Origin of the sequence: Phenylobacterium montanum (genome assembly GCF_018135625.1) — a bacterium.
GTDB lineage: Bacteria > Pseudomonadota > Alphaproteobacteria > Caulobacterales > Caulobacteraceae > Poindextera > Poindextera montana.
This window is the reverse complement of sequence record NZ_CP073078.1, coordinates 1,736,035-1,751,161: the sequence shown is the minus strand read 5'-3', so window position 1 is coordinate 1,751,161 and position 15,127 is coordinate 1,736,035. Positions and strand designations below refer to the sequence as shown.

At 67.7% G+C, this 15,127-nt stretch carries 14 protein-coding genes; 6 read left to right on the top strand and 8 right to left on the bottom strand.

The window, feature by feature from the left end; all coding sequences use genetic code 11:
* Nucleotides 1-3: 3 nt before the first annotated feature.
* Nucleotides 4-1,248 (bottom strand): MFS transporter, encoded by a 1,245-nt coding sequence (locus tag KCG34_RS07730; protein ID WP_211939802.1) that lies wholly within the window; start codon nucleotides 1,246-1,248, stop codon nucleotides 4-6.
* Nucleotides 1,249-1,349: 101 nt separating this feature from the next.
* On the opposite strand from KCG34_RS07730, the gene KCG34_RS07725 reads away from it, so the two are divergent.
* Nucleotides 1,350-2,114, top strand: a complete 765-nt coding sequence (locus KCG34_RS07725) for an AraC family transcriptional regulator (RefSeq protein ID WP_211939801.1) — start codon at nucleotides 1,350-1,352, stop codon at nucleotides 2,112-2,114.
* Nucleotides 2,115-2,117: 3 nt separating this feature from the next.
* Here the strand turns inward: KCG34_RS07725 and KCG34_RS07720 are convergent, their stop codons facing one another.
* The 6 genes from KCG34_RS07720 to KCG34_RS07695 form a co-directional block, all read right to left on the bottom strand.
* A complete protein-coding gene (locus KCG34_RS07720) occupies nucleotides 2,118-3,542 on the bottom strand; it encodes an MFS transporter (protein WP_211939800.1) in 1,425 nt (474 codons plus the stop codon).
* A gap of 85 nt (nucleotides 3,543-3,627) precedes the next feature.
* The gene (locus tag KCG34_RS07715; RefSeq protein WP_211939799.1) at nucleotides 3,628-5,049 is read right to left on the bottom strand and encodes an MFS transporter; all 1,422 of its coding nucleotides are present in this window, start codon (nucleotides 5,047-5,049) and stop codon (nucleotides 3,628-3,630) included.
* Nucleotides 5,050-5,233: 184 nt separating this feature from the next.
* On the bottom strand, nucleotides 5,234-6,139 hold the full coding sequence (locus tag KCG34_RS07710) for an SDR family NAD(P)-dependent oxidoreductase (RefSeq protein ID WP_211939798.1): 906 nt from the start codon (nucleotides 6,137-6,139) through the stop codon (nucleotides 5,234-5,236).
* Nucleotides 6,140-6,347: 208 nt separating this feature from the next.
* Nucleotides 6,348-7,319: an HlyD family secretion protein gene (locus KCG34_RS07705; RefSeq protein ID WP_211939797.1), complete on the bottom strand. Its 972-nt coding sequence runs from the start codon at nucleotides 7,317-7,319 to the stop codon at nucleotides 6,348-6,350.
* Nucleotides 7,319-8,083 carry an ABC transporter ATP-binding protein gene (locus tag KCG34_RS07700; RefSeq protein ID WP_211939796.1) on the bottom strand — a complete coding sequence of 255 codons (765 nt, stop codon included), beginning with the start codon at nucleotides 8,081-8,083 and terminating at the stop codon, nucleotides 7,319-7,321. The genes KCG34_RS07705 and KCG34_RS07700 overlap by 1 nt, the downstream gene beginning before the upstream one ends.
* Nucleotides 8,080-9,219, bottom strand: a complete 1,140-nt coding sequence (locus tag KCG34_RS07695) for an ABC transporter permease (RefSeq protein WP_211939795.1) — start codon at nucleotides 9,217-9,219, stop codon at nucleotides 8,080-8,082. Before KCG34_RS07695 ends, KCG34_RS07700 begins: the two co-directional genes overlap by 4 nt.
* Before the next feature lie 170 nt (nucleotides 9,220-9,389).
* Between KCG34_RS07695 and KCG34_RS07690 the strand changes: the two genes are divergently transcribed.
* The 5 genes from KCG34_RS07690 to KCG34_RS07670 all read left to right on the top strand — a co-directional run bounded on the left by KCG34_RS07690 (nucleotide 9,390) and on the right by KCG34_RS07670 (nucleotide 13,344).
* The gene (locus KCG34_RS07690; protein WP_211939794.1) at nucleotides 9,390-10,007 is read left to right on the top strand and encodes a glutathione S-transferase; all 618 of its coding nucleotides are present in this window, start codon (nucleotides 9,390-9,392) and stop codon (nucleotides 10,005-10,007) included.
* 110 nt (nucleotides 10,008-10,117) lie between these two features.
* Nucleotides 10,118-11,119, top strand: a complete 1,002-nt coding sequence (locus KCG34_RS07685) for a zinc-dependent alcohol dehydrogenase family protein (protein ID WP_211939793.1) — start codon at nucleotides 10,118-10,120, stop codon at nucleotides 11,117-11,119.
* Between the two features lie 89 nt (nucleotides 11,120-11,208).
* Nucleotides 11,209-11,847, top strand: a complete 639-nt coding sequence (locus KCG34_RS07680; protein WP_211939792.1) for a DUF47 domain-containing protein — start codon at nucleotides 11,209-11,211, stop codon at nucleotides 11,845-11,847.
* Nucleotides 11,848-11,863: 16 nt separating this feature from the next.
* A complete protein-coding gene (locus tag KCG34_RS07675) occupies nucleotides 11,864-12,859 on the top strand; it encodes an inorganic phosphate transporter (RefSeq protein WP_211939791.1) in 996 nt (331 codons plus the stop codon).
* Complete coding sequence (locus KCG34_RS07670) at nucleotides 12,856-13,344, top strand: NUDIX hydrolase (RefSeq protein WP_249138260.1); 489 nt, start codon at nucleotides 12,856-12,858, stop codon at nucleotides 13,342-13,344. Before KCG34_RS07675 ends, KCG34_RS07670 begins: the two co-directional genes overlap by 4 nt.
* On the opposite strand, the gene KCG34_RS07665 is transcribed toward KCG34_RS07670, so the two are convergent.
* The gene (locus tag KCG34_RS07665; RefSeq protein ID WP_211939790.1) at nucleotides 13,335-15,032 is read right to left on the bottom strand and encodes an amidohydrolase; all 1,698 of its coding nucleotides are present in this window, start codon (nucleotides 15,030-15,032) and stop codon (nucleotides 13,335-13,337) included. The genes KCG34_RS07670 and KCG34_RS07665 overlap by 10 nt on opposite strands.
* Nucleotides 15,033-15,127: the final 95 nt, after the last annotated feature.

Here is a 15,127-nt window from a genome sequence, read left to right as displayed (position 1 = left end):
GGCCTACTCCGCCGGACCTGCCGCCTCCAGCATCACCACCGGCTCTGTCGCCACGCCCTTCAGGTTCGGCAGCAGGGCCGCGAGGACGCCCATGGCCGGCAGGAAGGCGGTCAGACGATAGACGAACTCGATGCTGGTGGCGTCCGCCAGGGCGCCCAGGGCCGCGGCGCCCAGGCCGCCCATGCCGAAGGCGAAGCCGAAGAACAGGCCGGCGATCATGCCCACCCGCCCCGGCGCCAGCTCCTGGCCGTAGACCACGATCGCCGAAAAGGCCGAGGAGAGGATCAGGCCGATCAGCACGCTCAGCACCGTGGTCCAGGTCAGGTCGGCATAGGGCAGGGCCAGGGTGAAGGGCAGAACGCCAAGGATCGAGAACCAGATCACCGGCTTCCTGCCGAAGCGGTCGCCGATAGCGCCGCCGGCCAGGGTGCCGGCCGCGACCGCCGCCAGGAAGGCGAACAGGTGAAGCTGGGCGTTCCGGATCGACAGGCCGAAGTGGTGGATCAGGTAGAAGGTGAAGTAGCTGGTGATGCTGGCCAGGTAGACGTACTTGGAAAAGATCAGGGCCAGCAGCACGGTCATCGCTGCAGCGACCTTGCCCTTGGGCAGATGCGGCTTGTCGTGGCCGGCTGCGGCGGCGCGCTTCAGCACCGCCAAGCCATGATGCTTGTACCAGATCCCCACCCGCCACAGGACCAGGATGGCGGTCAGGGCGGCGAGGGCGAACCAGGAAATGCTGTGCTGGCCGAAGGTCAGGACCACCATGGCCGCCAGAGGGCCGAGCGCCGAGCCGAAATTGCCGCCGACCTGGAACAGCGACTGGGCCAGGCCCCGCCGCCCGCCGGACGCCATACGGGCCACCCGCGACGCCTCAGGGTGCAGCACCGAAGAGCCGGTCCCCACCAGGGCCGCGGCCAGCAGCAACAGGCCATAGCTCGGCGTGTAGGCCAGGAGGATCAGGCCGGCCAGGGTGAACAGCATGCCGATCGGCAGGGAGAAGGGCTGGGGCTTTTTGTCCGCCACCATGCCCACCACCGGCTGTAGCAGCGAGGCGGTCAGCTGGAAGGTGAAGGTGACCAGGCCGATCTGGGTGAAGTTCAGGTGAAACTGGCCCTTGATCTGTGGATAGATCGCCGGCAGCAGCGACTGCATCATGTCGTTCAGGAGATGCGCGAGGCTGAGCGAGAACAGCACGCCAAAGGCGGTGGTCTCGGCTGAGGATCGGGCGGGGGCTGCAGCGCTGGTCATGGACGCGGCTCGGCTTGGCTGAGATCGGCTCGCAAGATAGAACGGGCTGAGCGGCCCGCTATCGGCGGTGGGTCTTGTTCTTTCGCGATTGGGCCAGACTGATGCGCGACAACACCATCGAGGCCTACGACCACATCGACCGGCCGGTGATCGCCATCGGCAACGAGTTCGCACCGGGCCATGTGGTCCTGCCGCACAGCCATCGACGCTGCCAGCTGCTCTATGGGCCGACCGGCGTGCTGACCGTGGCCACCGACCACGGCGCCTGGGTGGTGCCGCGCCAGTCCTGCCTGTGGCTGCCCTCAGGCGTGACGCACGAGGTCCGTTCCAGCGGCCTCCTGCATACGCGCAGCCTGTTTTTCGAGCCCGCCGCCGTGGCCGACATGCCGCGCCAGTGCCAGGTGCTGGGCGTGACGCCGCTGATGCGCAGCCTTCTGATGGAGGCGATCTGGCTGCCGCTGGAATACGAGCGGGAAACCCGCGACGGGCTGGTCATGGCCCTGATCCTGGAGGAACTGCGGCGCCTGCCGGTCCAGCCGCTGTCCTTGCCCCTGCCGGCGGCGGCGACGCTGTCGGCTCTGTGCCGCGGGTTCGTGGCCAGGCCGACAGCGCACGACACCATCGACGCCTGGTGCGGCCAACTGGGCATGAGCCGGCGCGCCTTCACCCGCCATTTCAAGCTGCAGACCGGCATGACCTTCGCCGAATGGCGCCAGCGCGCCTGCCTGCTGTCGGCTGTGCCGCGGCTGTCCGATGGCGAGGCGGTCACCACCGTGGCCCTGGACCTCGGCTATGACAGCCCCGCCGCCTTCACCACCATGTTCAAGCGCGCCCTGGGCGAGCCGCCCAGCCGGTATTTCGCCTGAGGATCAGACCGCGCTCGGCGCGGCGGTCGGTCCCGTGATCGCTTCCTCCGAGGCTGCGATGTCGATCGCCGCCGCATCCCTCGCGTCGAGAGCCGCCCGCACCTCGGCGTGACGCTCGCCCGTCAAGCGGAAGCCGATCATGGTCAGGGCGCCGATGGCGACGAAGAAGATCGGCGCGAACAGGTAGCACATCTCCAGCGCGAAAATGGCCTGGGGGGTGTTCACCGCGTTTTCCGCGGCGTTGTAGCCGGCCATGCCCAGCACCGGCAGGACGATGAACACCGCCATGGCCAGGGCGACCTTCTGGGTGGTGGTGACCATGGAATAGAGCACGCTGTTGATGTTCTTGGCCGTCTCCAACCGGATCTCGTCGCCCACATCGGCGACCATCGCCCGGACGATGGGAACAAAGGCGCTGGCGCAAAGGCCTACCGCGAACATGGCGGCGGCGGTGGGCAGGTATTGCGCCCGGGGCAGCATCATCAGGACCGATTGGCAGATGGCGTAGGCGATGCAGGCGACCTGCACCGTGCGTGGCTTTCCGACCCGCTTGGCCAGGGCCGCCCAGGCCGGTGAGCCGAACAGACCGGCGGCGATGTAGAAGAACAGGAGGCTCGAGGTGGCTGGGATGCCGAAGCCCTTCGCGTCGTGGAAGAAGAAGAGGTAGATCGGCCCGGTCAGGCCCGTGCCGAAGGACAGGGTCAGGTCGGCGAAGATCAGCCGCCGCATGTCCGGCCGGGAGATGGCCGAGACATAGTCGCCGAGCCGGAACTGCGGCCGTCCAGCCTGGGGGGTGATCTTCTCAGGCGTGAACAGCAGAGTCGCCGCCAGGGCCGAAGGGATGGTGACGACCAGCAGCAGGCCGATCGCGCCCATGCTGTCATGGCGCCCAGGCTGGATCTTGCCGTGGGTCAGGGCCGGCAGCATCAGGAAGGCGGCGGTGGCGGCGACGCCCAGGGCCTGCATCCAGCCATAGGTTCGCGAGCGCTCGTGATAGTCAGTGGCCAGCACCGCGCCCCAGGCCGCCTGACCCAGGATGTACATGGAGTTGCCGGCGTAGAGCACGACCAGCCAAAGGACCATGTAGGAAAGTCCTACGCCCTTGGCCGGCAGGAACAGCTTGTAGATGGCGATCATCAGGATCGGCGCGGCGGCGATCACATAGGGCCGGTAGCGGCCGATCGGCGTCCTGGTGCGGTCCATGACCAGGCCCACCAGGGGGTCGAAGGCGATGTCGATCAACCGCACCAGCCCGAAGGCGGCGCCCACGGCGCCCAACGTCACGCCGACGTGGCCGGCGTAGAAGCGGGGCAGATAGACCCCGATCAAGAGCAGGATCGGCGTCGCCGGCACCGCCAGGCAGGAAAAGGAGATGATGCGATGGAACGGCAGCCGCGCCGAGGGCGCGGGCTCTGCAAGCTGGGTCACTGGGCGCCTCCAACGGGATCGCGGCGTCTCTTCGGGCGCTCGCGACATGAAAACGGCCGCGCCTTGCGGAGCGGCCGGAAACGGGTCAGGTCGGTTCGGGCTCGATGGCGGTCGAGGGCAGGCCGGCCGCCGACGACAGCGTCTCCAGCACCGCCGGCTCGGGCGCCAGGGCGTCGCGGGCCTCCAGCTCGGCGCGGATCTGGGCGTGTTTCTTGGCGTCCAGCTTGTAGCCGAAGTAGCAGGCGCCCCCCAGCATGACGAACACCACCGGCCCGATCAGATAGACCAGCGAAAGGCCATGGATCGCATCCGGCGTGTTGATGGCGCCGGCCTTGGGGTCGTAGCCGACAAGGCTGAGGATCTTGAAGGTCACGAAGATGCTGAGGGCGCCGGCGACCTTCTGCACGCTGGTGATCAGGGCGTAGAGCACGCCGATGCGCTGCTTGCCAGTCTCCAGCCGCACCGCGTCGCTGACGTCGGCGACCATGGCCCGGTCCAGGAGGGTGAAGCTGGTGGCGAGGAAGCCCATCAGGAACATGAAGGGTGCGGTGAGGGCGAAGCTGCCCTTGGGCAAGGTCGTCATGACCACCAGCCCCAGGGAATAGCCGGTGCTGGCCAGCATCAGCGTGCGGTGCTTGCCGAGCCAGACCGCGACCCGGCTCAGCACCGCCGCGCCGATCAACCCCGCGGCGACATAGAGCAACAGCAGCTGCGAGGCTCCCTCGATGGTGAAGCCGCGCACATCCCGGAAATAGAACAGGTAGCTGGCCGACATCCAGCCCGGCCCCAGCGCCAGGCAGAAATCGGCGACGATGATCCGGCGCATGTCCGGCCGGACGATCATCTCCCAATAGTCCTTGAGGGTGAAGTGCTCGGCCTGGGCGCTCAGGGGCGGCGGCTCGCGGGTGCGGGCCAGGGCCATCAGCACGCCCAGCGGCGTCACCGCCACTAGGAACCAGCCCATGCCTTCCACGCCGCCGCCATGGCCGGCCTTGGCCATCAGGGCGGGGATCAGGAGCACGGCCGTGGCGCCGGCGACGCTGACCACCTGGATGAAGCCGAAGATCCGGGAACGCTCGTGGTAGTCCCGGGCCAGCGTCGAGGCCCAGGAGATGTGCGAGAGCAGGATGATCGAATAGCCGATGTAGAAGGCCAAGAGCCAGCCGACGAGATAGGCCGCGCTGACCCCCGCCTGGGCCATGAACAGCTGGTAGGCGGCGAAGGCGAAGATCGGCGCGCCAGCGACCATCCACAGGCGATAGCGCCCCAGCGGGGTGCGGCTGCGGTCCATCAGAAGGCCGATGGCCGGATCGAACATGATGTCGATCAGGCGCACGCCCATGAACGCCGCGCCGACGATCGCCAGGGGCAGGCCCAGGCGGCTGGCGTAGTGGTTGGGCAGGTAGACGGCGAGGGCGACGGCGAAGGCGCCCATGGGCAGGCCCGGGCCGGCGAAGGCGAGGGCGCCGAGAAACGAGAGGCCCTTTGGGGCGGCGGATTTTGACACGCGGACTTCCTGGAGCGCTCGGACCAAAGGGCGCCTCTTGGCGGGCGCCTCGGACTACAACTGAACGCTGGTCACCCGGCCTAGGCAAGCCCTTTTCGAACGCCCGGTCTGCTGTTGTGCTTCACGCCTGAAACGAAAAAGGGCGGCCCGAAGGCCGCCCTCGAAAGCGCGCTTCGAAAAGCGATCAGCCTTCCGACAGCTTGCGGAAGATCTTCCCGCCCTGTTCGCCGCCCTGGAAATAGGCCTGCTGGCCGGCCTCGTCGCTGATCTTGGCCCAGCTGTCGCGGACCTCTTCCGCCGACAAGCCCTTTTCGCCCAGGTGCACGCCGTCGGTCTCGTAGATGCGGGCCAGCGCGAAGACGCCGGCGCCGGCCGCCAGGATCGCGCCGGTCGGGGCTTCTTCCGAGGCCAGGTAGACCACGCCCGGGGTGACGTATTCCGGCTTCAGCTTCTCTAGCATGGCCGGGGGCATCAGGTTCTCGGTCATCCGCGTCGCGGCGACCGGCGAGATGGCGTTGATGTGGACGTTGTTCTTCTGGCCTTCCAGCTTGATGGTGTTCATGAAGCCGATGATGCCGAGCTTGGCCGCGCCGTAGTTCGACTGGCCGAAGTTGCCGTAGAGCCCCGAGGACGAGGTAGTGACGATGATGCGGCCGTAGTTCTGGGCCTTCATGATCTCCCACACCGCCTTGACCGGCTTGACCGTGCCCATCAGGTGCACGTTCAAAACCAGTTCGAAGTCCTCGATGGTCATCTTGGAGAAGGACTTGTCGCGCAGGATGCCGGCGTTGGCGACCAGGATGTCGATGCGGCCCCAGGTGTCCATGGCCTGCTTGACCATCAGGGCCACGCCCGCGTCATCGGTCACCGACGAGCCGTTGGCGATGGCTTCGCCGCCGAAGGCCTTGATCTCTTCCACCACCTTCTGCGCCGCCTCGGACGAACCGCCCGAGCCGTCCATCGAGCCGCCCAGGTCGTTGACCACCACCTTGGCCCCGCGCCGCGCGAATTCCAGCGCGTGCTGACGGCCCAGGCCGCCGCCCGCGCCGGTCACGATCACCACCTTGCCGTCGAAGCGGATGTCCGCCATGTCGCCCTCTTAACGTCTGTTTGAAACGCAATTGGCGGCCCTTTTGGGTCGCGCGCGCGTAAGCGTCAAGGGTTCCGCTAGGTCAGGGCGACGCCCGCCCCAGGGCCTCGATCAGTTCGGCTACCTTGCGGCGCTGCTCCATTGACGTCGCTGCTGCTGGTCGCCCTCGGGGCCCGGGCCGAGGAAAGTCCGCTGGCCTCCCCAAATCCTACCCCCTAGCCCCCGCCTTCGCCGCCTCGGCGGTCTTGCCGGGTTTGAGGAACTTCACCAGCACCCGCTGGCCGACCAGGAAGGGCGCGTCGTCGGCGGAGATGACCACCTCGACCACGCGGGCGTCGGCGGCCTCGGCCGGGTCGTCCGAGAGCAGCTTGCGGGCGCCGAACACGCCCGAGCGGCGCAGCACCTGGCCCTGGAAGGTCTTGCCGGGGTCGGCCTCGGGGGTCATGCGCACGGTCTGGCCCACGGCCACCACCGGTAGGGCCGCCTCGGCGATCTCGGCGCGGACGATGTGCGGGGTGTCGGGTTCGAGGTCGAACATGGTCGAGACGTTCAGGGTCGAGGCGCCGGCGCCCGGCTGGGCGTAGCGGCGCACGATGGTCCCGTCCGCCGGCGCCCGCACGATGGTCAACTCTTCGTTGTAGCGGGCCTGGGCCAGGCGGGCCTCGGCGGCGCTGATTGCGGCGCGTTGCAGTTCGCCTTGCGCCTCGGCGGCGTGGATGGCGTCCATGGCCTGGTCGAGCTGCTGGCGGGCGACGAAATTGGCCGCGGCCAGCTTGGCCAGGCGGTCATATTCGCGGTGGGCGGTGGTCAGCTGCACCTGGATCGCCGCCACCTGGGCTCTGGCCTGCTCCAGGTCGGCGCCGGCGGTCTGGGCCGCCAGGCGGGCCTGGTCGTCCTCCTGCCGGGCCAGCACCTGGCCCTTCTTCACCCGCTCGCCCTCGTTCACGTCCACCTCGCGCACCACGCCGGGGGCGCGGGCGGCGACCTGGATCACCCCGCCCTCGACGTCGGCCTTGCCGTTGGCGATGGCGGCATAGGGGCTTTCGGGCGGCGGGGCCTGCTTGGCGGCCTGGGCGGTCTTGGCCTTGGCGCGCAGGGAAAGGCCGCCGCCGATGGCGACGACGGTCAGCACGGCCAGGACCACCAGCCAGGTTGCGGGTCGGCGAAGGATTTGCGGCATCAGACTTCGGCTCCCTGGAGCCGCCTCTCATGGGCCTCATGGGCCGGGGCGAGACGGCGGCGATCATCCAGGATCCGGCCGTCTTCGATATGGATCACCCGGTCGGCGTAGGCCTCCAGGCGCGGGTCGTGGGTCACACAGATCACCGCCGCGTCGTGCGCCTTGGCGGCGCGCTGAAGCAGACGGATGACGATCTGGCCGTTCTCGCCGTCGAGGGCCGAGGTCGGCTCGTCTGCGAACAGCAGCTTGGGCTGCTTGGCGAGCGCCCGGGCGATGGCGACGCGCTGCTTCTCGCCGCCGGACAGCTCCGAGGGGCGCTGGTTCATCTTCGGCTTCATGCCGACCTCGTCCAGCGCCTGCTCGGCCCTGGCCCTCGCCTCGTCGTTACGCACGCCCTGGTATTTCAGGACAGTGGTGATCTGGCGAAGCGCGGTCAGGGCCGGGAACAGGTTGAAGCCCTGGAAGATGAAGCCGCAGTGATCCAGGCGGAACTTGTCGATCTTGCCGGACGGCTTGCTCCACAGGGGCTCGCCCAGGGCGACGACGTCGCCCTCGTCGGGGCGCAAGAGGCCGGACAGCGCCGCCACCAGGGTCGACTTTCCGGAGCCGGAAGGACCCATGACCATGGTCACCTCGCCATGGCGGGCGTCGAAGTCCACGCCCTTCAGCACCTCGACCTTGGTGCGGCCGGTCTTGAAGCTCTTGCGCAGGCTTGTGGCGCGCAGGGCGCCCACAGGCTGCAGGTGGAGGCCGTTGGGGGTCATCTGAGGAGGTCCGCAGGTTGGCTCTGCTTGAGCACGCCGAGCGAGAGGGCGCCGGAGATAACGGCGATGGCGACCAGCAGGATCGAGACGAAGGTCATGAAGCCGAGTGGGAAAGTCATCGGCAGGTTGGCCAGATTGGCTAGACCAGCGACCACTGAGACGAAGCCGATAGCGGCCGCCAGGCCGGCGACGCCGACCCAGAAGCTCAGCTCCATCACGATCACCCTCAGCGAGCCCATCGACACGCCGAGCGCTCGCAGCGACGCGAACTCCTTGATATTGGCGAAGATCGCCCCGCGCAGAGTCTGCCAGGTTATGCTGACGCCGATGACGATGCCGATGAACACTGAGAAGACGATGATTATGCCGACCATCTGGTCCTTCAGCAGCGCCGACTGGTTGGCCCTGGCCAGTTCCTCGCGGGTCCACGCGCGATAGAGGCCCTTGGCGTTCGCATTGAGCTGGTCACGCACCTGAATGGCCATGGCAGGGTCCTTGATCCGGACCAGCAGCGGGCCGGTGCGGTCGGCCTTCGAACCCATGCCGAGCAGCCTAAGGGTCTGGCGCGACACGTAAACGGTGGCCTGGGCCATGTTCGGGTAGTTGTGCAACACGGCGCGCAGATAGACGGTCTTGCCGTTCAGGCTGGCGGCGTCGCCGAGCTTGACCCCTAGCCGGTCAAGGCTGGTCTGGTCGATGGCGACCGCATATGGCTCCATCAGCGCCAGGCGCTGGGCCTCGGTGAAGTCGGTGGGCAGGGTCACCGAGCCCTTCTCGGTGCCGACGGTGAAGAGTTGCACGAACTCGTGCTTCTGCTTTTGGCCGGGCACGGGGCGGCTCTTCCATAGAGCTCCGTCGCCCTCCATGTCCTTCACGTCCACCACGTCGGGATTCAGATAGATCAGCGGCTCGACCCGGGCCGGCAGGCCCTGGCCGTCGCCCATCAGGCTTTCGGACTGGGGCGACATCACCATGATCTCGGCGCGGGAACGGTCGATGGTGGCCGTGAAGGCCCCGGCTATGCCGGCGAACAGGCCGACGAAGGCCATGATCAGGACGCCCGACAGGGCCAGCGCCATGATCGCCGCCATGTAGCGGCGCCATTCGTAGATCAGCGTGGCCAGGGCGAGCGACACGGTTTTCCCCACAAGGGGCGCGAGGCTGAGCTAGGATCGCGCCTTGGCCCGATAAGAGCCACCGGCCGCTCGCGGAACCAAGTTAAATCGAGGTAAGGCGACGGCCGAATGCGCCAATTCTTGGGCCAAATTCTGTTGATGACAGAAAATTAATTTTGGGAGATCCGGGGATGAAACTGTTCGACAGCCGCAGAGCGCCGAATCCGCGCCGTGTTCGCTGGTTCATGGCCGAGAAGGGCATAGACGATATCGAGATTATCGACGTCGATCTGTTCGGCGGCCAGCACAAGCAGCTCGAATACTTGCAGAAATTCGGCGCCGCCAACGTTCCGGCCCTGGAGATGGACGATGGCACGGCCATCACCGAATCCGTCGCCATCTGCCGCTATCTGGAGAGCGTCTATCCCGAGCCCAACCTGTTCGGCCGCGATGCGAAGGAGACGGCGATCATTGAAATGTGGTCCCGCCGCGCCGAGATGCTGGTCGCAACGCCGCTGATGATGGCCGTCCGCCACAGCCACCCGGCCCTGGCGGCGTTGGAGACCCAGATCCCCGAGATCGCCGAGAACGGCCGCCAGTCGGGCGCCCGCGGCTTGAAGTTGATCGACCGGCGCCTGGCCGAGAGCGAATTCATCGCCGCCGATCGGGTGACCATTGCCGACATCCTGGCCGCGACCGCCATCGACTTCGCCCGCATGGCCAGGTTCAAGCCGCCGGAAGAACTGGTCAACGTCCGCCGCTGGTACGACGCCATGATGGCCCGCCCGGCGGCCCAGGCTGGAGTGTGAGGCGCATAAAGCCGGGATCGCCGTAACGGCAGGGGAATTGCCACGGGCCGTGGGGGCTGTTCGACTGAGCCGACAAGCAAAGGCGCTCCCACGCCGCAGGAGGATCCCGGATGAAAGTCGCCGCCCTGAAGGCCCCCGGCGGGCTGGACAAGATCGTCATCGAGGAGCGTCCGGACCCTCGGCCGGGGCCGGGCGAGGTGCTGGTGCGGGTGCGCGCCAGCTCGCTGAACTTCCACGACTATGCGGTGGTCGCCGGGATCATCAAGACGCCCGACGGCCGCATCCCCATGTCCGACGGCGCCGGCGAGGTGGTCGAGGTCGGGGCTGGCGTCTCCGTCTTCAAACCCGGCGACAAGGTCCTCTCGACCTTCTTCCCCCACTGGGAGGCCGGGCTGCCCGCAGTTGAGCGCATGGCGGCGGTCCCGGGGGACGGCGCGGACGGCTTTGCCGCCGAGCTGGTGGCCATGCCGGCCGAAGCCTTCACCCGCCAGCCCGAAGGCTGGTCCTTCGCCGAGGCCGCCACCTTGCCCTGCGCGGCGCTGACCGCGTGGCGGGCCCTGGTGGTCGAGGCGCGGATCAAACCCGGCGACGTGGTGCTGACCCAGGGCACCGGCGGGGTCTCGATCTTCGCCCTGCAGCTGGCCAAGGCCATGGGCGCCCGGGTGGTCGCCACCTCCTCCTCGGCCGAAAAGCTGGCCAGGCTGAAGGCGCTGGGGGCCGATCACCTGATCAACTACAAGGAAGAGCCCGAGTGGGGCCGGGCCGCAGCCGCCTGGTCGAAGGGCGGGGTCGATGCGGTGGTCGAGATCGGCGGGGCCGGGACCATGAGCCAGTCGATCACCGCCGCACGGCTCGGAGGCCATATCTCGCTGATCGGCGTCCTGGCCGGCTGGGCGGGCGAGATCTCGACCGCCACGGTGATGGCCAAGAACATCACCATCAAGGGGGTGACGGTGGGCTCCAAGCAGGAGCAGCGGGAAATGATCGCCGCGGTCGAGGCGACCGGCATTCGTCCGGTGATCGACCGAAGCTTCCCGCTGGAGGGGATCGCCGCCGCCTTCGAGCACCAGATCGCCCAGCGCCATTTCGGCAAGATATGCCTGGAGTTCTGACGGCCTGCGGCGAAAACGCCGCACACGGATAAAAAGTGCTCGCCAGCGCGTGAGTCGAGTCTATATCCAGCGGCAGGGAGGCGGGTTGAATGCGCTGGTTTCAGGCTCTTTTGCCGCGTGAGCACGGCTTTTTCGATCATTTCATCGATCATGCCCGGCAGTTGGTCCAGGGCGCGGAGGCGCTGCGCAATCTCCTGAACGGCGGCGACGCCGTCCCGGGAGCCTGCGCTGACATCGTGCGGCACGAGGCGGCGGCGGACGAGATCGCCCGCGCCGTGTTTCTCGAGATCCGCCGCACCTTCGTCACCCCGTTCGATCGCAGCGACATCCGTGACCTGACCACCTCGCTCGACGACGCCATCGACCAGATGCAGAAGACCGCCAAGTCGATCATGCTGTTCGACATGACCGAATTCAGCCCGGAGATGCGCGAGCTGGGCGACCTCGCCATCCAGGCGGCCTATCTGACCCTCGAAGGGGTGGAGTTGTTGCGCAACATGCGCCGCAACGCCGCCCAGCTGAACGCCATCGCCGAGGCGGTGACCCGTATCGAGAACCGCTCGGACGAGATCTACGACCAGGGCATGCGCGCCCTGTTCAAGGCCTCGCAGAACCGCCCGATGGACTTCATCGCCGGGGCCGAGGTGTTCGACCACCTGGAAAAGGTGCTCGACCGGTTCGAGGACGTATCGAACGGGATCAGCGGCATCCTGATCGAGCATCTCTGACGGCGGGGCGGCTTAATTGACCTCGCTCACCCTCTGGCTGCTGATCGCCGTCGCCCTGTCGTTCGACTTCCTGAACGGCCTGCACGACGCCGCCAATTCGATCGCCACCATCGTCTCGACCCGGGTCCTCAAGCCCGGCTGGGCGGTGGTCTGGGCCGCCTTCTTCAACTTCGTCGCCTTCCTGTTCTTCGGCCTGCATGTGGCCCATACGATCGGCTCGGGCATCATCTCGGTCAGCCTGGTCACCGACCGGCTGATATTCGGGGCGCTCGGCGGCGCCATCGTCTGGAATATCGTCACCTGGCTCGCCGGCATCCCCTCGTCCTCGTCCCACGCCCTGGTCGGCGGCCTGATCGGCGCGGGCCTGGCCAAGGGCGGGTTGAAGGCGATCGTCTGGGCGGGGGTGGGCAAGACTGCTGCTGGCGTGGTGGTCTCGCCCCTGCTCGGCTTCCTGCTGGCCCTGGTGCTGGTAGGCCTGGTCACCTGGCTGTTCGTGCGCTCGCGGCCAGCGGCCGTGGATCGGCTGTTCCGTATCCTGCAGTTCTTCTCGGCAGCCGCCTATTCGCTGGGTCACGGCGGCAACGACGCGCAGAAGACCATGGGCATCATTGCGGTCCTGCTCTACGTCCATCAGGGTGGTCACGGCGCGTTCCAGGTGCCACTTTGGGTGGTGCTGGCCTGTCAGGCGGCCATGGCTCTCGGCACGCTGAGCGGAGGCTGGCGGATCGTGCACACCATGGGCTCGAAGATCACTCGGCTGAGCCCGATGCAGGGTTTCTGCGCGGAGACTGGCGGGGCCATCACGCTCTATATGGCCAATTCCCTCGGTATCCCGGTTTCGACCACCCACACCATCACCGGGGCCATCGTTGGCGTCGGCGCGGCGCGCCGCACCTCGGCCGTGCGCTGGGGCGTGGCGCGGGGCATCGTCACCGCCTGGATCATCACCATGCCCATGGCCGGGCTCGTGGCCGCCCTGCTCTACGCGGTCGGCGGATCGGTGTTCCAGTGAAGCCGTTCAAGGTCACCGGCATCCAGTACGCGGCCTTGCCCTATCGCCTGGAGGGGCGGCGGGTCGAGGTCATGCTGATCACCTCCCGCGACACCGGGCGCTGGGTGATCCCCAAGGGCTGGCCGATGGGCGGGCTCAGCCCCCAGGAGGCGGCGGCGGTCGAGGCGGCGGAAGAGGCCGGCCTGATCGGCGAGATCGCCCAGCGGCCGATCGGCTCCTACCACTACCTCAAGCGCCTGAAGAAAGAGCAGTCCAAGTCCATCCAGGTGATCGTGTTTCCGTTCCGCGTCGAGGAGCGGGTGGAGGATTTCAAGGAGCAGGGGGAGCGCACCGCCCGCTGGTTTCCTTACAAGGAGGCGGCCGGCCTGGTGGCCGAGCCGAGCCTGCGCCGCCTGATCCGTGACTTCGGCGCCGTCCAGGCCGCCAACCCCATCGTCCGGACCCTGCGCAACTACTGGGCCTGGCGCTTCGGCGCCTATGCCTGATACCGCGCCACCCCGCCGGTCACAGTGCGCACGATCTCGATGTCCTTGATCTTCGCTGGATCGACCTCGGCCGGGCTGTCGGCCAGCACCACGTAGTCGGCCAGCTTGCCGGGGGTGATCGAGCCCTTGATCGCCTCCTCGCCGGAATTGTAGGCGCCGTTCAGGGTGTGGACGCGCAAGGCCTCCTCCACGCTGACCCGCTGGTTCGCGCCCCAGGTCTTGCCGTCCCAGCCGGTGCGCGTGACCATGGCCTGCAGCGCCATCAGCGGCGAGAACGGCCCCGGCGGGAAGTCCGAGCCGGCCGCCACCACCACGCCCGCGTCCAGCATCTGTCGGATGGCGATGCAGTGCTCCAGCATCGCCTCGCCATAGAACTTGAACTTGTCGGAATTGTAGTAGGGGTAGGTGGAGAACACCGCCGGGACCGCGCCGGCCGCCTTGATGCGGCGGATCAGGTCGTCATTGACCAGGGTGCAGTGGGTGATCTTGGGCCTGGCGTCCGCACGCGGAAACAGCTGCTGCGCCCGCTCGCAGGCGGTCAGGTACATGCCGATGGCCACATCGCCGTTGGCGTGGCAGTTCACCTGGACACCCGCCCGCCAGACCTTCTCGATCCAGGCGTTCAGGTCCTCCTGGGTCTGGGTGACATTGCCGCGATAGGGCGGGTTCGAGCCCGGATAGGGCGTCGAGAGGGCCATGGTCCGCTCCGAGAACGAACCGTCGACCAGGTGCTCGAAGGTGGCGCCGAAACGCAGCCACTCGTCGCCGAAGCCGCTCCTGACCCCTTCGGCGATCAGCCGGTCGACGCCGGCGTCGTCGGCCTCGTAGCTAACCCGGTGCAGGAGATCGCCGCGGGCGCGGATTTCCTGCAGGGCGGAAAGGTCGCCCGCCTCGTGGTGCACGCTGGTCAGGCCGTATCGCACGAACTGCCTGGAGATGTGCGCCAGACCGGCCCGCGCCCGCTCGGCGGTTTCCGCCGCGGTAAAGCTCGGCCGCTGGCCTACGCGATAGAACACACGGTCGGCCAGGTCGGTGACCCGCCCGTTCAGCTCTCCGTCCGGCCCGTGGTCGTAGGTGCCGCCAAAGGGATTTGGGGTCGCTTTGGTGATCCCGGCCAGGTCCAGCGCCTTGGAATTGACGAATACGGTATGGCCGCCCCGGTGATGCACCATCACAGGATGCTGGGACGAGACCTGGTCCAGGTCGTGGCGGTTCAGCGGCCGGTCGCTCTTCAGCTTGGTGTCGTCGTGGAAAAAGCCCTCGACCCAGAAGCCCGGCGGGGTCTTGGCAGCCCGCTCGCGCAGCTTGCCGATGATGCTGTCGATGGTGACGAACTCGACTTCGTACGGATTGCCGACCAGGACCTCGTAGAGCAGCTCCTCGCCGGGCGCGTGGTTGTGGCAGTCGATGAAGCCCGGGACGACGGCCATGCCCTTGGCGTCGAGCACCTGGGTTCCCGGACCGACCAGGCCCTTGATGTCCTCCGAGCGGCCGACGGCGATGAAGCGGCCGCCGCGAACGGCGAAGGCCTCGGCCTTGGGCAACCCCTTGTCGACGGTCAGCACCCGGGCGTTCAGCACCACGCTGTCGGCGCTTCTCGGGTCGAGGTTCTGGGCCCGCGCCAGGGCCGGAAGCAGGGCCGCCGCCCCGCCCAGGAACGCGCGCCGGCTGGTGGTGCTCGCAGTCATGGCCTCGCCTCCGTCCCTCGGCCTCTAGGCGGGCCTATCGTGGAACGAGCGCGACTATACTCATTCGACCCTGCCGAGGCCAACCGGCCGCGCCG